Source organism: Mycobacterium dioxanotrophicus (assembly GCF_002157835.1).
Lineage (GTDB): Bacteria > Actinomycetota > Actinomycetes > Mycobacteriales > Mycobacteriaceae > Mycobacterium > Mycobacterium dioxanotrophicus.
This window is the reverse complement of the sequence record NZ_CP020809.1, coordinates 1,230,764-1,250,451: the sequence shown is the minus strand read 5'-3', so window position 1 is coordinate 1,250,451 and position 19,688 is coordinate 1,230,764. Positions and strand designations below refer to the sequence as shown.

General features: G+C 65.7%; 17 protein-coding genes. 1 reads left to right on the top strand and 16 read right to left on the bottom strand.

From position 1 onward, the window contains the following. Nucleotides 1-95 precede the first annotated feature (95 nt). The 4 genes from BTO20_RS06140 to BTO20_RS06125 all read right to left on the bottom strand — a co-directional run bounded on the left by BTO20_RS06140 (nt 96) and on the right by BTO20_RS06125 (nt 3,227). Entirely contained in the window at nt 96-737 is a 642-nt protein-coding gene (locus BTO20_RS06140; RefSeq protein WP_087074252.1) for a DUF7172 family protein, read from the bottom strand. A 130-nt stretch (nt 738-867) separates the two neighbouring features. Then, nucleotides 868-1,299 carry a hypothetical protein gene (locus BTO20_RS06135; RefSeq protein WP_087074250.1) on the bottom strand — a complete coding sequence of 144 codons (432 nt, stop codon included), beginning with the start codon at nt 1,297-1,299 and terminating at the stop codon, nt 868-870. Nucleotides 1,300-1,308: 9 nt separating this feature from the next. Next, entirely contained in the window at nt 1,309-1,701 is a 393-nt protein-coding gene (locus BTO20_RS06130) for a phage tail fiber protein (RefSeq protein WP_087074248.1), read from the bottom strand. Between the two features lie 29 nt (nt 1,702-1,730). Next, complete coding sequence (locus BTO20_RS06125) at nt 1,731-3,227, bottom strand: glycine-rich domain-containing protein (RefSeq protein WP_087074246.1); 1,497 nt, start codon at nt 3,225-3,227, stop codon at nt 1,731-1,733. 148 nt (nt 3,228-3,375) lie between these two features. On the opposite strand from BTO20_RS06125, the gene BTO20_RS06120 reads away from it, so the two are divergent. Continuing rightward, nucleotides 3,376-3,639, top strand: a complete 264-nt coding sequence (locus tag BTO20_RS06120) for a helix-turn-helix domain-containing protein (protein ID WP_157680145.1) — start codon at nt 3,376-3,378, stop codon at nt 3,637-3,639. Here the strand turns inward: BTO20_RS06120 and BTO20_RS06115 are convergent. The 12 genes from BTO20_RS06115 to BTO20_RS06060 form a co-directional block, all read right to left on the bottom strand. After that, entirely contained in the window at nt 3,636-4,193 is a 558-nt protein-coding gene (locus BTO20_RS06115) for a hypothetical protein (RefSeq protein WP_087074242.1), read from the bottom strand. The two genes, BTO20_RS06120 and BTO20_RS06115, sit on opposite strands and share 4 nt — an antisense overlap. Next, nucleotides 4,193-6,244, bottom strand: coding sequence for a hypothetical protein (locus BTO20_RS06110; protein ID WP_087074240.1), 2,052 nt, complete (start codon nt 6,242-6,244; stop codon nt 4,193-4,195). The genes BTO20_RS06115 and BTO20_RS06110 overlap by 1 nt, the downstream gene beginning before the upstream one ends. Further along, complete coding sequence (locus BTO20_RS06105) at nt 6,241-7,290, bottom strand: hypothetical protein (RefSeq protein ID WP_087074237.1); 1,050 nt, start codon at nt 7,288-7,290, stop codon at nt 6,241-6,243. The genes BTO20_RS06110 and BTO20_RS06105 overlap by 4 nt, the downstream gene beginning before the upstream one ends. A gap of 4 nt (nt 7,291-7,294) precedes the next feature. Then, on the bottom strand, nt 7,295-8,785 hold the full coding sequence (locus tag BTO20_RS06100) for a hypothetical protein (RefSeq protein WP_087074235.1): 1,491 nt from the start codon (nt 8,783-8,785) through the stop codon (nt 7,295-7,297). Beyond that, the gene (locus tag BTO20_RS40255; RefSeq protein ID WP_087074234.1) at nt 8,785-14,178 is read right to left on the bottom strand and encodes a hypothetical protein; all 5,394 of its coding nucleotides are present in this window, start codon (nt 14,176-14,178) and stop codon (nt 8,785-8,787) included. Before BTO20_RS40255 ends, BTO20_RS06100 begins: the two co-directional genes overlap by 1 nt. A gap of 25 nt (nt 14,179-14,203) precedes the next feature. Continuing rightward, the gene (locus tag BTO20_RS06090; RefSeq protein ID WP_157680144.1) at nt 14,204-14,755 is read right to left on the bottom strand and encodes a hypothetical protein; all 552 of its coding nucleotides are present in this window, start codon (nt 14,753-14,755) and stop codon (nt 14,204-14,206) included. 37 nt (nt 14,756-14,792) lie between these two features. Further along, a complete protein-coding gene (locus BTO20_RS06085; RefSeq protein WP_087074231.1) occupies nt 14,793-15,197 on the bottom strand; it encodes a hypothetical protein in 405 nt (134 codons plus the stop codon). After that, a complete protein-coding gene (locus tag BTO20_RS06080; protein WP_198344619.1) occupies nt 15,184-15,525 on the bottom strand; it encodes a hypothetical protein in 342 nt (113 codons plus the stop codon). Before BTO20_RS06080 ends, BTO20_RS06085 begins: the two co-directional genes overlap by 14 nt. A gap of 25 nt (nt 15,526-15,550) precedes the next feature. Next, nucleotides 15,551-16,081 carry a hypothetical protein gene (locus tag BTO20_RS06075; RefSeq protein ID WP_087074227.1) on the bottom strand — a complete coding sequence of 177 codons (531 nt, stop codon included), beginning with the start codon at nt 16,079-16,081 and terminating at the stop codon, nt 15,551-15,553. Then, a complete protein-coding gene (locus BTO20_RS06070) occupies nt 16,078-16,788 on the bottom strand; it encodes a hypothetical protein (RefSeq protein WP_232491058.1) in 711 nt (236 codons plus the stop codon). The genes BTO20_RS06075 and BTO20_RS06070 overlap by 4 nt, the downstream gene beginning before the upstream one ends. Nucleotides 16,789-16,837: 49 nt before the next feature. After that, nucleotides 16,838-18,316: a glycosyl hydrolase family 28-related protein gene (locus BTO20_RS06065; RefSeq protein ID WP_087074224.1), complete on the bottom strand. Its 1,479-nt coding sequence runs from the start codon at nt 18,314-18,316 to the stop codon at nt 16,838-16,840. Between the two features lie 89 nt (nt 18,317-18,405). Further along, nucleotides 18,406-19,473 carry a hypothetical protein gene (locus tag BTO20_RS06060; protein WP_087074222.1) on the bottom strand — a complete coding sequence of 356 codons (1,068 nt, stop codon included), beginning with the start codon at nt 19,471-19,473 and terminating at the stop codon, nt 18,406-18,408. Nucleotides 19,474-19,688: the final 215 nt, after the last annotated feature.

The window sequence follows — 19,688 nt, the reverse complement described above, 5'->3', positions numbered from 1 at the left end:
CCGGCCCCTCCAGTAGCGGCCCCACGCCACGCCCCAGGACGCGACGTAAACCGCCGTCCAGACCAAGATCCCGATCAGGATGCCCACGAAGAGGTTCATCCGGTCACCACATTTCCTTGCTGTCCGAACGCGATCAGTTGCAGCCGAGCCCAATTCGCTTTCGCCTCATGCTTCGGGCTGTTCTTGTTCGCGTTGTCCGAGAACGGCGGAGGCGTCCACACGTAGCAGCGATACCAGGCCTTGAACGACTGGCCGGGCCCGATCGGGTACGGCACCCACTCGTCGACCATGTTGGTGTCGGTCCACATCCACTGCTGCCCCGGCTCCGGCTCGGCGACACTGTTGGTGCCGAGGTCGATCGCAGAGCCGGTCTGCCCGTTGAAGATCCCCGACGTGATCGGCGGCCCGGGTTCGGCGTCTGTCGCGTAGGTCCAGCGGTCACGGAACTGGATCGCATTCGGGTTCGACGTCAGCCAGTAGCGTGGGCCGCGCACCACGCGGATCAACACCTGCTGCTCGAGCGGAGTGTCATTGCGCCACCCAGCTTTGATGTCGATCAGCAGCTTTCCCGGCAGCGCAGTGGTCGGGTACACCTTCCCGTCGCCACCCGAATTGCCACGCACATCAGCGACGAGACGCGGCACCGCCCACGGCTGCAAACGGAGCTGGCCGGCGTCATCGGTGGTGAGGTTCTCCCCGACGCAAACGTTCGGCTCGGTGTACTCCGTGATCGCCACGAGCGCGAGGTTACGGAGCCCGGGTGCTAGCGCTCGTGCGGTGAGCGGCTGGTCATGATGGCCATCGTGACGGTCCAGCTACCAACCAGCCCACCGAGCATGAACGCGAGAATCAGCAGGTGCCAGGGCACTACACCCTGGTCCAAATCCTCGCTGGCGCGGTGGCGAGTTCAAAGTCCTTGGCGTACTTGTTGGTCAGGTTGGTCTCTTTGAGCGTCTTGAGCGCGGCCCGTGCGTCGGCCTCACCGCCGGGCAGGACGGTCAGCGCCGTCTGCCAGCTCGCGGGGTCGGCCAGCGCCTGGTCCACGATGTCCTCGCGCGCTGCCACCGCGGCCTCGTAGGTCTTGAGGTCGGCGATGTACTGGTCCTGCAACGCCTGCTGCTCAGGGGTGAGCACCGGTGGGATGGGGTTGCCCGTCGCCGGGTCATAGGTCGGCAGCGGCAGCTCGGGCCGGGCCGGCGGGCTCGGTGGCGCGGGTACGGTGCCGTCGTCCGGCAACGTCGCGACCTGCCAGATCACGGCCCACTCGTAGTCGGTGCCCTGCGGCGTCGGGGTGCTCATCGAGGTCTCCTAGTTGGCGGCGATCGGGCTGAACGACAACGTGTCAGTGGCGATGCGGATGATGTCGCCGTTCACGCCGCCCTTCGACACGCTGGCCGCGGCGGTCCACAGGCAGTTCCCTCCGGCCGGGCCAGCGGAATCCCAGAACGACACATAGGCAATCGTCTCGGTCGCGTTGAGGGTCCACTCGGGGGTCGTATTGGCCGAGATGCTGCCGGACGCCGCCGCGGCAAACGAGAGGGCAAGACGGGCGGTCTGAGCCGAGGCGCCGTTCGCTCCGGCCGCGCCGGGGTCGGTGAGATGTGCCTTGGCGTAGACCGTGGCGGGCGGGGTGTACGCGACGTTGCGGCACACATGGTCAAGCAGCTTGTTCGCGAGGTACGCGGTGATGCCAACGGTCACGGCGGTGATGTTGTCAGGGCGGGGTGTAGCTACTGGCGGGCAAGGTAACTGGCCTGGCCTCGCGCGCCCGCTCCGCCAGATCCGAATGTGGTCTGCGCTCCCGCGCCTGCGCCGCCCGGCGCATTCCCCGTCCCGCCGTTGGAGTTCTGCTGAGCGCCGCCGATCATCGTGAGACTGCCTTGAGTTCGGTTGCCCGGACTGAGCCCCGCGACTCTGCCTGCATCCGAGGTTGTCGACCCTGCACCGCCCGTCCCGGTCAGCGTCGCGGCACCCGTGCAAACCGAGGTGGTCGACGCTCCACTGCCGCCGTTGCCGGTGCCGCCGGACGCTCCACCAGTCCCGACGGTCCCGGTGATCGCTGTGACGGAGTACGGCACGCCGCCGGGGCCGCGTGTGATGGTGTCGCTGGCGTAGCTGCCTGGGGTACCGCCCGCGCCCCAGACGCAGCAGAAGCCGAGACCTTTACCGGCGCCGCCGCCGCCGAGGACGATGCGGTCGATGATCTCGCTGTTGCGGGGGAACGTGTAGCTGTAGGCGCCGGTGGCTGTCTGGTCGAACTGGATCGGCAGGCCGGTCGGCGGGAACGCGGCGGCCACACCAGCGGACAGGGCGACGGCTTGGGCGAAAGCCAGATCCAGGCGTTTGGCCAACTCTTGAGAACTTGACAGCGACAGCGCCCGAGACAGGCTCAGCGGTCCTATGCCGGTGAACGTCACACCGCCCGCCAGGCCGACGTCGCGCGACGCCGACAGCGGGCCGATCCGATCCAGATCCACCACCGCAGCGGTGAGGATCTGCCGCTGCAGATCAAGCACGCGCACCTTGTCCAGACCCACCGTGCGGCCAACGGAAAGCGACTGCGCCAGATCCACACCGGCGACCCGCAGCAACGTCAATGCCCGGTTCACCGTCACGGTCTGCGCCATGTCCAGCATGGCCAGCTTGGTCAGGCTCACCGAGGCACTGGCCACCACGGTCCGCGCCAGGTCCAAGAACTTCAGTGCCATCAGGTCCACGACCCGCCCGGCCTGCACCGTCTGCGCGACGTCGGCCGTGCCGATCTTGGTCAGGTCGACCTGGCGCCCCGCCGTGATCGTGGTGAGCAGACCGAACGCGGTGAATTGGGCGAGCTCCACCGTGCTGGTCGTGACGATGGGGGCGTTCACGTCGATGGTCGAGATACGGGTCAGCGCCACCGACCGGGCCAGGGCGACCTGGTGGGCGACGTCGAGGCCACCGAGGGTCGACAGGCCAACCGTGCGGATGACAGAGAGACTCTGCTGGGCGGCGATCATGCCGAGCTTCTGCAGGGCCACGCTGCGGTCGAGCGCGACGGCGCGCACCACTCCGAGGTTCTGGAGTTGGCCCAGCTCGACGGCGCTGACCATGTGCAGGGACAGTGCACCGTCGATGCCGAGCACGGCCCACCAGGACGGCGCGACGACCTGGCTACCGGAGTGGTCCGGTGCAGCGCCCCAGCCGTTGCGTAGCAACGAGGTGTGAGGGCGATCCGGGAACCAGGGCATGGATGCTCATCTCACTGGCCCAGCGTGCACCGGCTGACTGTCGCAGTCGTCAATACATCGAGCCGGTTGATGGCATCATGAGCGCGTGGGGAGACCGCCAATCGGATGTCCAATCGACGATTGCGACGGCGCACACCTGGCTGAGAGGGTGTGTCACTTCGAGGACGGCAAGGTTTACGCCCGCGGGCTGTGCAGTTGGCATTACCACCGGTTCCTCAAGGGCAGACCGTTGGAGCCTCCGAAACGCCACGAGGGACGCACCCGCGTCCTCACCGCGGATGACGTCGAACAGATCCGCCAATTGCGGGCGAAGCCGGGTTACCAACACCAGGAACTGGCCGAGATGTTCGGCGTAAGCGAGTCCGCGATCAGTCACATCTTCACCGGCCGAACATGGTCGCGAACGGACTAGAAGAACGCGAAAAACCTTCCCGTATCGGCAGGTATCGGCGGGATATCAGTCGGCAAGTTGATGTTGTCAACCTCGGACAGATCACTGCCAACCCCGCTCTGAATTAGCGCCATCCTCACAGTGGAGGGCAGCGGGTTCGCCGCCGTTCCTCGCGATGTCCAGTTCGATCCGTCTGGCGACGTCTCCAAAATTAGGGTGCCTGACTCGTCTCGCAGCTTCCACCACCGGAGCGCCGCCGGGTCAAGAGGCCCTGTGTGGATCAGAAACTCCGTCGCCAACAGGTCGACAACGCCGATGCCGCCGATACCGTCCAACCCGAACTGGATTGCCGTCGAGAAGTCAGCCGAATACAGGGTAGGGGCCGGATTGCCTCGAACAATCTCAAGCAGCAGATGCGAGTCGGTGAACTCGTAGTCGCTTTGCGCTTCCAGGTAGTCGTCTTCGCCGAGGTGCAGTGTGCCGCCGCTGACATACGGGCCACCGCCCAGTATCGCCCACTTGATGGTGGTGTCCAGGGTGGTGAAATCATCGGTGAGGGTTTCAAGTTTCGCCATCAGACCTCCTGGCCTACAGCGATCACATCGAGCACGGAGTCGGCGGCGTTCCACTTGCAGCCGACATAGAGCCATTTCCCGGCAACCGTTGTTGTTGGCAGAGTTACGCCAATAGGTCTAAACCATGAAGCGCCGCCGCCGATAGTGGCCCACCCCAATGGGACCGCGGTTCCGGTGTCCTTGATCCGAATAAGTAAGGACTGACCGTCAAGGGGAGAACCGGAGAACTGCCAGCCGATACTAGTCCCTACAGGCACGGAGAGGTTCAACTGCTCGGTGGTATTCAGGTTGATGGTTCCAACAGCTCCGCCTGCGCTTGTCATCGACACCACTTTCGGTGCCGAGACAGGCAACTGCGTCCGCCTCAATAGCGCGTTGGTGTCCAGCGTCGGAACATTGCTGGCCGTGTCGGTCACCAACAACGACGTTGCAACCTTCCCCGACCCATTCAACCCCGCCACACCATTGTTGACGTTCGTCTCCAAATAGCTCGTCGGCACCTTAGACGATGAATTCAGCGGGGCAACGCCATTCGCGGAACCCTTCTGCGACAGCGGAATGGCGTTCGACGATCCGCCGCCGAACCATTGATTCCACCAATCTTTCACCGACTGCACGATGGAGTTGACCGGCGTCACAACATTGTTGTTGAAGATGTCGCCGATCTGATTCAACGTTGTCTGCAACGAACCCAGATCGCTAGGCAGATTAGTGATTATCGACTGCGGGGCTGTCCCATTCGCCGTCGACAATTTCGTGACATCGAACAGACCACCGGAAGTCAAGAACTGAATCTTGTTCGTCAAACCAGCAATCAGCGACTGCGGGAGGCTTCCCAACACACTGGCCGGATTATTGGCCAGCGCATTACGAAGCGTGTCCCACTGCCCCGACAGCCAGTTGTTCCAGTCACCGATACCAAGTTTGTCGGACAAGGCGCCGAGTGCGTTTTGCGCGTTGGCGAACGCGTCCTCGGCGGCGTCCTGCAGATCCGACAGGCCATCCTGGAAGTCGAGCAGCTTATCCGCCAGACTGCCCAATGCCGGGATGCCCAGCGCACCCAACCCGGCGTTGACCGTGGCCTCGATCCACCCGAACAGTGACTGGAGATCCGCGGGCAGATCCTTGACGTACATCTGCAGGAAACTGCCGGTCTTGCGGGCCTCGGCGTCGTCGAACTTCACAGTTCCCGCTGTGGCGCTGGCCATTACGGTCAGCTCGACGGTGACGAGCACCGCGGTGTCCGGCACCGTGTAGGTGCCGCTGATCGTGGTGCCCCACCCGTTGGTGCCGCCGCTGTTGCCTGACGGGCTGGCCACCGACGCCACCATCGTGGGGGCGCCGCCGATCATCACGCCGCTTGCGTCGTAGGCGGCGACGTTGAGCCGGATCGCATCACTGCCTGCCAACGCTGTCAGGCCAACCCATTTCACCGCCACCGACAGGTTGAGCTTGTCGTCCTTGGCGACCTGGATGTCGTTGCTGTAGATGACGTGCGAGGTGCCGTCGGCCGTTGTGACGGCACAGCCGGGCTGGCTGCGGCCGTCCGTGTCGTCGTGGGCCCAGTCCGGCAGGCCCAGCAGGGTGTCGCCGGTGTCGAACCCGCCGTCGAGGATCAGGTTGCGGTTGATGTCTCGGATATGCGTCAGCGGTATCAACGGGATCCGGTCGGCGCTGATCGGGCCGCCCAGTTCGATGCGGAAGAAATCGGACAGGCTCTTGAGCGCATCAACCGGATTCAGCTGCCCGGTGAGCTTCTCGTAAAGCTCCTGCCACGCCGACGTTTTCGCCTCGTTGACGACCTCTTCACGGTCAGTGCTGGTGAAGCCGCGCAGGCTGCCCAGGTCGACCGACACCGGGCCAGTGGGGTTGTCCAGGTTGACGGACTGGCCGGGCCGCGTCGCGATCAGTTTCCCGTCGACAGAATTGATCACCCAGTCCGACACTCGCAGTGACCGCGGGTTCTCGAGCACGTCGAGCCGACGTGAAATCTGCCGCGCCCATTCCTGATCGGTGCGCGCGGGACGCTGCAGGGTCGCGACGCCGCTCATCGACGGCCCCGCTGCGCCTGCTGATCAAGCTCAACCAACTCGGGCAGATCGTCGTTCACCGACTCCAGATCGATCCCGACGGTCACCCCGCTCGAAGAGCAGTTCACCGTCACCCCAGCCAGTTCCATGGTCGACAACAGCCCGTACGCCTCCACATTCAGCCGCACCGACGGCACCAGCAGTTGCATGGAGATTGGCGTGTCACGGTGCAGCGACGAACCCGGCGGCACCTTGATGGCGTCACGGATAACCCCGTTGTAACGGGCGTACTTGTACGCCTCCCGATCAGTGTTGGACACCCCGAACATCGAGTCGATGTTCACGATGCTCTGCAGGCTCAGACCACCCATTTCGACTCGGCCGCGTGACACCGCGTCCGCGGCGCGCAACAGCACATCGTTCGACGTATTGGAGCCGTCGCGGATCACCGACAGTCCGCCGTCGACGAAGTCGTCCTCGCTCAGCGTCGCGACCGCTTCGAACTTCGCCGGGCCGAGCAGTGGAATGCCGGCCACCACCGACCAGTACAGGCCGCGGTCGGTCAGGTCCTTGATGACGTTGTCGGTCATCGCGGTGTCTGCGGTGCAGGAGAATTCGAACCGGTCACCACGCGGGTCGGGCCGCGAGATCGGTTTGATGTTCAGGCCGTGGTGGTCGATCGCCGCGTCCCACAGTTCCCGCGCGACCTCGGCCGGGTCGGCGGCGTCCCACCGTTTCGTCAGCGGGCACCGTGTGCGGCCCATCAGCGAGCTCGCGTCGCGCGCCGACAGCGCCAGCCAGTCGCGACCCTGCTCGGCGGACTGGATCGGGCCGGACCAATAGAGTTCGCGGCCCTGACCGTCCCACACGTCCACCCAGTGCATCCACGGCGTGATGTCCGGGATCCGCACGTAACCGGCCTTCGGTGGAACACCCAGGTTGCAGATCGACACTTCCCGCAGCTCCCGGGTCCACTTCAACTGTGAATAGCCACTCGACAGGAACTGGTAGAGCTGCTTGCCGCTGGCGGTGCGGACCGACACGATCTGCTCATCCGAGACGATCACGGCTCTATGCCTCCCGGTCGGTCAGCACCATGTCGACCTCGAATTCAGCGGTGCTGGCGGCCTGGATGATGAAGTCCCAGCAGCCTTCCCGGTCGATCACCGGTGGCCGCCACGGCGCACCGTTCGGCGTTCCGACCACGCCGATCACCGCGCGGGTCCGTTCGTCGTAGTGCGCCCAATACCGGCCCGTGATGCCGTCGAGCACCAGTTCCGCCCCGGCCGGCAGACCAGAGATCTGCAGGGGGAACCGGTTGTCCTCGCAGCGGATGTCCGAGCCGCATTCACGCCAGAACGCCTGCAGCGTCAGGGATGTCTCGCCGGTGTTGCGGATGATCGTCGTCACCACGGTCTCTCGGCAGCGGAACGCGTAATCCATCGTCGGCACCCGGAAGCTGTACTTGTCGATCTCCCCGACGGGCAGGCAGCCGCCGCACACCGGCGGCGGCGTCGTGATCGCGGCGATCTCTTCCGGTGCGCATTCGGTGGAGAACATGACGGGCATGTCGACGCACGTCTCCGGCTTCTCGCAGTCGGCGGCGTGAATCCAGTTGATCGACTGGCGGGTGATCTCGTCCCAATCCACCGATACCGAAACGCCGGGAAGGTAGGCGTAGGGGCTCAGAACGGTCATCTCCCAGGAGATCCGGTAGAGGGTGGCCTGTTGGTGCTGGCGGGGCTCTGTGTTGACCTCCTCGACGATCGTGGGGGCTTTCGTCAGGACGACGCCGTGCACCTCACGCACCAGGCCGGCCGGGTCCACCGCGGAGTGCGATGGCGACGCCGCCAGGTACCGCAGCGTGCTGGTGGTGTTGTCCGTGGTGTCGCGCAGTAGGCACGACAGCCACTGCAGCCCGTACTCCACGCCGGCGTGGGTGCAGGCGATCAGCAGCGCCTCGAACGTCAGCGTGCGGGCTGTGTCGCGGCTCGGCCCGGCCGCCGAGCCCGGCCCTGCCATCGGGGTGATGGACCGCTCCACCGGTGTCGGGCCCAGGCCGTCGAGGCGTGTCAGCCACACACCGCCGAACTCGCCCGACTCCGGCAGTTGGGTGGTGTACCACGGCGCCAACTCGGGCCGATACTCCGTGTCGCCCAGGAACTCCCGCAGACCGGGCCAGGTGTCGTCGTAGACCACCGCGGTGGAGCACGACGAACAGATCGCGGCGGGCCCCCAGCAGGTGCCGTCGACCTCGAACAGGCCGGGCCCGTAGCGGCGAGCACCGTTGGGTGGCGTCAGCAGCCCGGGTGACACCTCGACAGAGCTGTCGGGGATCTCGAACATGCCCGGGTAGTCGACGGACTCGACCAACGCGCACGGCCCGCCGCCGGGGTTCAGGTCATCGCCGGGGTACACGTCCCCGCCGGGATACGTGGCCCCCGAGTCGGTGATGAAGATCCCGACGTCGCTGGTCGGTGTCTCGGCGCCCAGGTGGGCGATCAGCCGTGAGGTGTTGGCGATCTCGACGCCGTTGAGTCCGATCCATCCTCTGTAGGCCATCAGCTCATCAACTCCAGTAGCGAGTCGCGGACGCGGCGGCCGGCTTCGGGTCCGCCGTCAACGTGAATCTGGGCCTGCACCAACGTCTGGCCGGACTGACCACCACCGCCGTTGCGTTCGAGCGCGGAGACCATCCGCGCGAACAGGGCAGTCTGTTCAGGGTTGAGCACCCGCTCAGGTCGGATCGTCGCCTTCGGCATCATGCCCACACCGTTGGCGACACCCCCGTTGTCGAACGACGCGCCACCGACGATCGCGGCCAACGGTGCGAACAGTCCCGACAGTCCGCCGGTGAGTGCGCCGATCATCGCCAACGGCATCGCCAGCGCCGCGGTGATCGGCGCCGCGATGAGGTTCTCCATCATGGCGCCACCGAAAATGCCGGTCATCACGCCGGGGAACGATGACTGCAGACTCTCGGCCGTGATGTTGATCAGCTGCTCGCTGATCGCCAACGCCAGATCGGTTCCCACCTCAGCGGCGATATCCACACCAGCCGAACCTGCCGACGAAATCAGCGACGACACCACACTGCCCGCGCCCGGGGCCTGACTGTTGACCGCGGCGCCGGCGGCCGATGCGCCAGCATTGATGGCCGCGTTGGCGACCGCCTTGCTCAGCGGGACGATGACCTTTTCGATGATGTACTTGATCAGCGCCTGGATGACGATCTTGAGGATCCGGATGCGTTCCTGCGCAGCGATTTCCTCGCTCGACTGCGACCGGTCCATCAACGCGCTCGTGTCGTTGAGCAGGCGGCCCGACGCGTCGAACGCCTGGAAATCCCCACGGAACTTGCGGAATTCGTCGGTCATCTCGTTGAGGGTGTCGCGGGCCTCGATCTGCACACCGAGCACCTGCAGCAGCACCCGCACGAGCAGGTTTACGATCGCGCCGAGGATCGGGACCTGGGACACCCCAAAGAACTCTGCGCCCACGGTGTCGTTCACGATGACACCGCCACCGGTGGCGAACCCGGGGGCATTGTGCAACGCGCGGCGGAACGCGTAGACGCCTGCGTGGCCGCCCATCGCGTTCACGTCGTCGACGGTGAGCATGTGCTCGCCGGGCATGGCCATGATGGGTACCGAGTCCTTGCCTGGCACACCGCCCCAGATCGGGCCGCCCGTGGCCTTGCCGGCTGCGGCTTGCACACCGTTGACGGCGTCGGCGGCCAGGCTCGTGCCGGTGGAGTTGCTCGGGATGGCCGACCTGACAGCGTCGGCGATAGGCGGGGCCGCGGCCTGGCCCATCGCGGTGCCGATCGCCGCGCTCACACTGTCTTTCAGGCCCTCGAGAGCGTTCTGCACACCGGTCTTGACGATCGGCTCCAGTGCCTCGTCGTTGAGTTTCTTGTTGGTCTGCTCGATCACGCCAACCAATTGCTCACGCATGGCTACCAGCTGAGCGTTGAGATTGCTGAACGTGCGGTCCAGCAGTGACGACGTATCGGAGAACACCCGCCCGGTGGAGTCGAACGCCGGTCCGTCGTTCTTCATGACGTCGCCGCCGTCGCCGCCCTGGCGGGTGAAGTCCTCCACGTTGAGGCCGAGCGCCTTGGCCAGTGCGAGCGGGTTACGTTCCCGCACGAGCTTGTTCAGCTCGGCGTAGGTGGCGTTTTTCGTGTTCCACGGTTCCTGGCCAAGGCCGGCGACGGCGCTCATCGCATCGCCGGTCACGTTGGCTGCTGCTTGGCCGCCGCCCTGGCCGAGCGCGTCGAGGATCGACCCGCCCAGGCCGGTCATCTTGCCGTCGAAGTTGGTGACGTACACGGGCACCACACCGCCCGCGCCACCCAGTCCAGCAGTTGACAGACCCATGGGCACAGCGCCATTCACCGGCAGTGACCAGTGTTCGGTGAACTGCTTGTCGCCCGCCCCGACTGCGTTGCCGCCGTACGTTGCGCCCTGGCCAGTACCGCCGCCGGACTCGAAGTTCACACCGTTGGGCAGGGTCGCCGCCATGTGCCCCGAGTTGAAACCGATCTGCAGAGTGCCCGGGATCAGGCCGGGCGTCGCACCGAGGGACTTGAGCACGCTGGCGGCGTCAGCCGTGGAGAACAATCGCTCTGGCCCAGCCTGGCCCTTCGTGATCAGCTCCACCAGATCGGACACCGCACCGGAGCAATCGGACAGGCCCTTGGCGAGATCGGAAGCTCCCCAGCTGTACTGGCCGCCGCTCGTCTGCTGAGCAAAGGCGCTGACCGCGTCCATGGGCAGCCCGGACATGGGTACACCCGTCGGGCCCGCCACGTTCGCGTAGCCGCCCCGCGCGCTGGTGGATCGGCCGGGTCCCTTGGCCAGCTTGTCGCGGAACGTCTGAAGGGAGCTGATTAGGCTGCTGTTCGAACTGTCGAGTGTGCCGGTGTATCCGCCGCCGCCGACCACCTGCGTGACGAGGTCGGCGATCGCGTCGCCGCCGAGCGCGCCCTTTTTCTTGTTCCGCGCCGTCGTGATCGCCTTGACGACAGGATCGTTCGCGTCGAGACCCAAGCTGGTCAGGTCGGAGCCGAGGTTGCCCGATCGTGCGAATGCTGACAGCACCGCCGCATACTTCGCGAAGTCCGCGCCACCACCCGGCAGGCCAGCAGCGGTCATGATGGGATTCGGCAGGATGCCGCCCTGCGCCACGGTCAGCGTCGCCGGATCGGCGCCCAGCCACTTTTCCGGGTCGCCGCCAAGCGCCTGAATCGCCGCCGCAGCAGCCTCGTAGCCGCGGTGACGCGGCTTGATCGGAGTACCGAACGGGCCGAGCTGCTGGCCGGTGGCCCCGGCCTTGTCGACCGCGGTGCTCATGTTGCTGGTGTTCGCAGCCGTCGCCGCCAACGGATTGCTGGCCGTGCCGCCCTTGCCGGCCAACAGATCCCGTATCTGAGTCAGCAGCCCCAGCACAGTGGTGTCCTCGGGCAGTCCCGGCATTCCGCCGACCACACCGCCGTCGGCGTAGCCGCTGCGCGAGATGCCATTGCGGAACGACGAGTTCAGGTTGTACAGCCACGCCGGGCCCAGGGCACGCATGGCCTCCGGGATGATGACGCCCTCACCGCCGGACATCGGCACCAGCATGTTGTCCACGCCCGGCGAATAGCCAGGCAGCACACCACCATCGGCGCGACCGCCCTTCGGGACCGTGGTGTCCCCAGGGAAGGCCGGAATGAAGCCTGGGGTGCGGAGCTGCGACGGGTCGATCGGGTTGCCGTTCGGATCCCGGAACACCACCCGCACGGTGACGTTTCCGTCTGGCAGCTTCTGCACCTCGTAGCCGAGGTCCTTGACCCGCTGGATCGCCTCGGGGGTGTCCTCTTTGAGCACCACCTGGCCATCGGGCAACGTCTTGATGTCGTTGGCCAGCAGCTCGGTGTTCTTCCGCGCGTTGGCTGCTTGCTCCGCAATCTGCGCGAATGTCGCGTCCGCATTGGCGGGGTCGACGCCGGGGATCTGAAACTTGCCGTCCTTGACGTCCTGCAGCATCTGGTCGTAAAGCAGCGACCCTTTCTCAGGCATGCCCAGGTTGGCCGGATCGGAAGCGTTGGGGAGCCGACCCAGATCGGGGTAGAACTTCTGGACGGTGGCCTGGTCCTTGACCTCCTGCGGCACGTTCGGATCGCCCTGCAACTTCACGTACTCGTTGTCGGACTTGATCTTCTCGACCAGCATGGTGATCGTCGTGAACAGCGCAGTGAGCCCCAGCGTGACGGGATTGAACGCAGAGGCGAACCCCGTCGCCGAACCCTTTGCCTTGCCCGGCATTCCGTCGAGCAGGCCACCCATGTTGGTCAAATGGCCGATCACATCGGTGATGCCGGTGATGGTCTTCCACGCCAGGAACGCCGTTACAACACCAGTCACTCCACCGGGCATCGCGGCAATGACGTCCGTCACGGTCTTGAGGATCGGCAGCAACACATCCGCCCACTGCTTCACACCGTTGTAGACGTCGACCACGCTGGACGCGATATTCTTGAGAATCTCGATCCACCTGCTCAGCTGCTCTTTGCCCTCACGGAAGAACTCAGTGAGCTTGGTCTGCCCCTCGGTGCTGGTCAGGAACGCGTGCAGGTTTGTGGTGGCGTCCTCCAGCCACTTCAAGAATCCGCCGTCACCACCGGCCGCGGTGGTGAGGTCATTGAGGATCTTGCCGATGTTCAGGAACGTCTCACCGAGGTGGCCGGCGGCGTCGATGCCCTCGTTGATCCACTTGTCGAGGTTGCCGTTTTCGACCGACTTGGTGATCCAATTGTCGAACCGGGTGGTGAGGCCCTTGAACCCATCAGCGAGACGCGGCAGGAAATCGCTCGACTCCGACGTGAGTGTGCCGATCGCGTGGATCAGTGGTTCGATCGCCGCGTTGGCGCGGGTCTGCGCCTCCGCGGTGTTGCCGAACAACTTGTCCAGGAACGACTGTGTGGTGTCCAGGCCACCGACGCGGCCCAGTTCCTTGAACGTGCCGTTCCACGCCTTCGAGATGCCGCCGAGACCCTTCTCCAAGGTAGGCATCGACTTATTCGTCAGGTCCGTGATGGTCTGATCGATGCCCTCGAACATGTTCTGCTGCACGATGTCGCGCTGCAGATGCTCGACCTGCGGCCGGACCGCCACGATGGCCTGGACGGTCGCCTTCGCGGAGTCGGCGAGGTCCTTTTGCGCCTCGACGGCCTTCAGGAGGTCTTTCGGGTCGCCTGACTTGGCTGCTTCCCAGGCGGCCGAGATCGCATCGGACATGCCCAAGAAACCAAGCTTCGCGGTGCCGACGGACGACACGATGCCACCGATCACGCCGGGCACCAGGCCGCCGACCTGGATGAGCTGCTGGATCGCGCCCGTGAGGTTCACGACCGCAGTCGCTGCGGCAGGGAAGCTACCGACCCCGAGCGCGATGGAGTTCAAACCCAATGGGCTGGTGAGGAATCCACCGAGACCACCACGACCGCCACCACCGCTGCGGCCGCGGGAACCTCCCCCGCCACCACCGCCGCCTGGTGTCCGGGGCGGCGGAGGTGGTGCCGTAGGCTTCGGCGCCGCAGCAGCCGCGGCCTGAGCCGCAGCCAGCCGAGACCACGCCGCGGCCTGCTTATCCACTGCACGGGTGACGGCGTTGATCTGCCGAGTCGTCATCGTCGCCGACGCCTTGGCCTTCGCTGCCGTCTTGGTGTGCTCGTCGCCGACGTGCTCGACAGCTTCGGCCACAGCCTCGTTCGCTGCGGTCTGCTTGGCGGCACCCTTCTCGGTTTCCCGCGTCAGGTGCTGCTCCGCGCGTTCGACCGCTTCGAGCCGGCGCTGGATGTCCGCCAGGACCGGCGCCAACGCGCTCTGGATCTCGCGCAGCGTCTCAGCCGGTATCGCTGACCCGTCGATCTTCAGGTCAAGCTTGATCGATCCGACGGGCGTGGTCACCGGGCCAAGCTAGCGAGACAGGGTGCTACGCCTTGGTTTTGCCGCTCTGCACCGCGAGGAGCGCCTCAGCGTCGCGGGTGGCGCGATCCCCACCGATCTTGGCGATGATCCGCAGCAGGTCACCCCATACACCGATCTCCACAGCCGCGTACTCTTCGTCGTCCGGGTCCGACATGCGCTCGAGCACTCGCTCGATGCTCTCCTGGGAGATGTGGCGCTTCACGAACTTCTGTGTGAGGTCGGCCTGGAATTCGGGGCTGCACTGCTGGCCCGCTTGGAACAGTGCGGTGAGCGCGTTCTGGTGGGGGACGCGGATCGCGAGCTTGTCGCCCTTGTAGTCGAGCCAGTCGTACTTCCATTCGGACTGGTGCACCCACTTCTCATCGGCAGCGGGTTCGTCGTCGGCCACGACGACTTCGGCGTCGTGAATCGCATCATCGTCGTCGCGCACCACCGCCAGCGAATCCGACTCCACAACTTCGGGTTCGACGACGACGGCCGCGTCCGGCTCGACGACAGGCGGTTCAGGGACAGCGGGGCTGGTCAGTTCAGTTCCATCCGAGGCGAAAGTAGACATGCCGAGCATGGTGCTAATCCCCGGTGCAAACCACCGGTCAGCGTTCGCGGGATGCGATGCGCAGACCCGCATTACGCAGGAACGGCCGTGCCTTCGTGCCCGGGTGCCGCACCAGCTTCGCGAACACCGTGCGACCACCGATCTGGAATCGCAACGCCTGCGCGTTGCGGGGCCGGATCAGGTGCGGCCGACTGCCCTCGTGAACCGGGGCCGCGTACTTCGCCAGCGCGTGGACGCTGCCCTCCACGGTGCGCGGCCCGGTGAAACGGATCTGCCCCTCACCGATCGACTGCCCAAGGTGCCCGGTGTCGACCGGGACGTCAGCGCGCGCCTGATTGGCGATACGCCGCTGCAGCGACGCCATACGGCGCCGCTCGAACGTCCGCACCTGGTCGTTGAGCTCGCGTTCGTCGAGTTCGACGTGCGCTCTAACCATCGCCATTTGCCTGCTGCCAGATCTCACGCAGCTCGTCGCGGGACTTGCCCTCGGTCACCCCGAGGCCCTGGCTGGCGATGAACTCGGCCCAGTCCTCGCGGCTGGCATTACCTGCCGGCACCGGGTACCCGGGGACCTCGCGCACCTCGGCGACCTCGCCGACGGCGTCGTCGCTGTCACCGTAGGCCACAGTGTCGGGCTCATCGAGGCTGCCGGCCACCACGATGGCGCCGCCGATGGCCACGAGCTTGCGGATGTCCTCGGTCACCTCGACGGTGCGCCGCACACCGCGGGGCAGCCAATCAGTCGGGGTAAAACTGCCTTCGATAGTCACGTGATGCGCCACAGCACAACCTCTCTCAGAGTTGGACGTAGGCCATTCCGGTCCACGCGATGATGCCGCCGGCCGGCCCGTACGGCGCCACGGTATCGGTGGCCACTGCACGGTCCGGGCCGCGTAGACGGCGAGTGACGGCCTGCAACGTCTGTTCGATGCGCCACGAGTCGTCGAGGCTCATGATTGCCTCGTTGTCGAGGGTGTCCCAGTCGGGTTCGGCGTCCATCGTGGTGCAGCGGCCGACGCCGATCTCCACGGCCAGCACGCGGATCGGCTGGACCGTGCAGTCAGCGGTGTTCCCTGTGAATGGATCCGGGAACGTCCGGGGCAGTGAGTGGTACCGGTGCGCGGCCCGCACCCATAGGAACGGTGCATCGCAGTCGTCGCCAGCGTTCCACGCGGGGAGCGCGCCGTCGCCGGCGAAGAACCGCACCGTGATGCTGCCGCCGCCGTCGGGTGGGCACGGTCCCGCTGGGTCGAACCCCTGCCGCAATCCCTTGGCGAAGGCGGCGATGACCTCCACTGCCGGGTCGACACACTGCGGTCTGCTCACAGCACCTCCGGGGCCTCGGCCAGACGGTTCGGGTTCACCGCGGCCAACCACAGGTCGACCTCGGCCAGACCGGTCTTGCCGTTGGCGTAGATGTCGCGCGGGTCGTACACCTCGTAGGTGACCCCTTGCCGCGCCACATTGCGAACATTGCGGGGCAGTCGGCATTTCCCGCCACCGCAGGCCGCCAGGAATTCTTTGGCCAACAGGCCACCGAGGCGGTCGACACCCGCCGGGACGGGGTTGCCGCGCGTGTAGGTCACCGACCACGTGCTGGACTCACCCAGCGGTCGGCCGAGGTCTTGACGTGGCCACGGTGTGCCCTTGCGGTACAGGACGTTTCCCTCCAGCTGGTACTCGCTGAGGTCGAGTGTCACGCCGTCGATGGTCACCGCGGTGATCTCGTCGACCGGTCCGGGTAGGTGCACCACGCGGGGCCCGCTGAGTGTGCAGCTTCCGACGCAGCCGCACGGCCAGTTGAACCAATGGCCCTCGTCGAGGGTCAGGACGAACGGTGCCGCCCAGGGCATTTCGTAGCCGGCCAGGCTCACGTTGGTCGGGCAGGGCCGCACGGTCGTTTCCCAAGTGCCGAACTGCCGTCCGGACAACGCCCACAGCACCTGCACTGCGAGATCCTCGGCGCCGTTGCGTTGCGCCAGCGCGACGTCGTAAGCGGCCTGCTCGTCGGCGGTCGGAGTGTCCGGCAGCACCGGAAGCTCCGGCAAGCATTCTCGCGCGATTGGCCAGACGAAGGACATGTCAGTAGCCAGCCGTGTTCGCGATGGTCCCTGCCCACTTGGCCGCCGCCGCGTCGTACCGGTACGTGCACACGTGGGTCTTGCCTGCAACCGTGGTGGTGAGCAGTGTTCCGACGAAACTGGCTCCGTGCGCGATGGCCTGCGCGGTGCCGTTGTCCTTGAACCGAATCGTCAGCTCTTGTCCATCCCGCGGGGTTCCGGTGACCGTGATGCCGGTTATCGGCACGGCCTGTGCGGTGATGTTCAGCTGATCGGTGGTGTCGCAGTTGATCGACGGGGTGGCGCTGGAGGCGATGGACGCGGTGCGCTGCGCGCGGGTTGCTATCTCGTCATGGAAGATCGCCGCGTCGGTGGAGTCCCCGCCGGTCCGGCGTGCCGTGACCTGGCCCAGGTCCATGTGGTTGATCAGCGCGGAACTGTTGGTGGCCGTACCGAAGTCGATGGCAGGGCGTGACGGGGTGGTGCGGGTGTTGGAGTTGTCGACCCAGTTGTTGACGACCAGTCTCGACGTGCCGAACATGCGGAACACCGGATTCGACGCTGACCCCGAGAACGTGTTGAAACGCGCCGTCCCGGAGTTGATCACGGCCCGCGAATTCGACAGGTACAGCAGGGCCGCGCCGTTGAAGCTCGAGGTGATCTTCTCGAAATGCAGATCGTTGACCACCAGGTTGTTTACTCGGATCAGACCGAAAACGTCTGTGGTGTTGACGGTTCCATGCTCGATGTTCAGCTGATTGAACACCACCTCGTCCCAGTCGCGCAGCAGAACTGCATACGACGAGCACGCGGTGCCGTCGGAGGTGTTGTTGATGTAGACGTTCTGGAAGACGCAACCGGTCGCGTAGGCGCCGACGTCGTTGCCGCCGGTGAGGCTGATCGCCGAAATGCTGTAGCTGGGAATGTCGATGCCGAAGAACATGCACGAAAACAGGCCCGCCACTGTCGCGATGTCCGGGTTCATCGCCAACGCGGTGGCGCAGTTCACGAACCGCAGATCGCGGAACTCGCTGGCGAAGCACGAGCCGACGGTGTCGTCTCCGAATGCCATGCCGATCGCGGAGGTCTGGACACTGGTCTGCTGTGAGGTGTACCGGAACCCGAGACCGCGGATCAGTTGGTGCTGGCCAGCCACCTTCACGATCGGAATGTTGTTGGTGCCCTGTAGGATCTGCGACTGGCGGGAGCCATCACCGATGACGACCAGGTCGTTGACCATCCAGTCCAGCGTGCTGGTGACCTTGTAGGTGCCCTTCGGGATGTAGAGCGGCAGACCCGCCGCCACCGCTGCCGACTTGGCGTTGTTCAGCGCCGTGGTGTCGTCTGCGGTGCCGTCACCCTTCGCCCCATACGCCCGGTCCTTGACGTTGACGAACGACGTCAGCGCCACAACGCCTTGCTCGATCCGATTCAGCTCCGCAGCAGTGATCGGTGTCGACCTGTCAGGGATGTCATGCCAAGTCTTCGGGGTGAAAGTCACGCGGCGCTCCGATCAACCATGGGGAAGGTGAAAGACCCTGGGCGGGTGGCACCCCCCAAGCTGTGAGTGCCACCCACGACCAGAACTGCCTACAGGGGCGTGACGGTCACAGTGCCGCCGGTCAGGCCCGTGCTGTCCGCGGTCAGCGCAGGCAGCGACGGATCCAGCGTGACGGTGTAGTTCCCCGCAGTACCGACCACCTGCACCTGGCCCACCTCGACGTTGGACAGTGCCTCGATCGCCGACTGCACAGCGGAGGCCAGTGCCGTGTGCGCGATGTTCGCCGACGGGACGGTGCCGACCTTCGCCTGCCAGTTGCCGGTGCCGCTGACCGCGACGGTGTACTTCTTGCCGTTGCAGATCGGCTGCGGCGGAGCGACATCCGCGGCCGGCTCGGACGCCGGGCCACCGAAGTAGTAGTTTGGCGCCGCGAACACCGACGAGATGTTCAGCTCGCACGCACCATCGGTCGGCTTGGGCGGCTCGACGGGGGTGCGGAAGAACAGCAGGTGGTTGTCGTCTTCCTTGCTGTACGCCGGCACCAGCAGACGACCCGGCGTACCGGAGCTGTCGATAGCGGCGACGTTGTAGGGGCCGCGGCCCCAGTTCTTCGGCGCGATGGTCCGACCGGTCAGGGTGAACGTAGACACCTGGGCACCGACGGGGATAGCTCCCGACACGAACTCGGAGCCGGCGAAAGCCAGGTAGCCGTACTGCTTTCCAGTCGACGCCGCGGTGAAGATCGAATCGTCGGTCGGGGCCGGGCAGTCGTCGTCGCCCTCACCGCCGGTCCAGATCTCGAACATGACACCGGTGTCTGCGTCGACGGACTTGCGGTCGCGGACACCGATCGGGTTGCCGTCGTAGTCGAGGATCCGGGCCCAGGACAGCATCATCGACCACAGGTCCGGGTCGACGCCACAGAGCTGCAGTTCGGTGTTCCACCAACGACGCTCGGGCGGGGTGCGGTCGGACACGCATTCCTTGCCGGCCGCGTTTTCCTGCGTCAGCTCGTTGGCGTCCTTCATGTTCGGGTCCAGGTTGGCCTGGATGAACCCGTCGGTGACGATGCGATTCGCGAGGCCGGGCAGCGGGGTGCCGCAGCGGTCCACCTTGGTCGCGCGAAGTGAGAGTCCTTTTACGACTGCGAATGCCATGAGCTGGCCTTCCTCCTGCTATCAGGCGCTTCGCGCCGGTCGGTATCCGAGGCTGCGCCGAACAGTAAGAGCAGTGGGTGCACCAGCAATCCGAGCGGAACCATCCACGCTGGCGCTGCGTCTAAACCGGTTGTGAGAGCACTCCACGCCATCGAGGCCGAACTGCGCGTCCTGGCTACCTACCGGGCACTGTGCGCCGAGTCCGGCCGACCTGT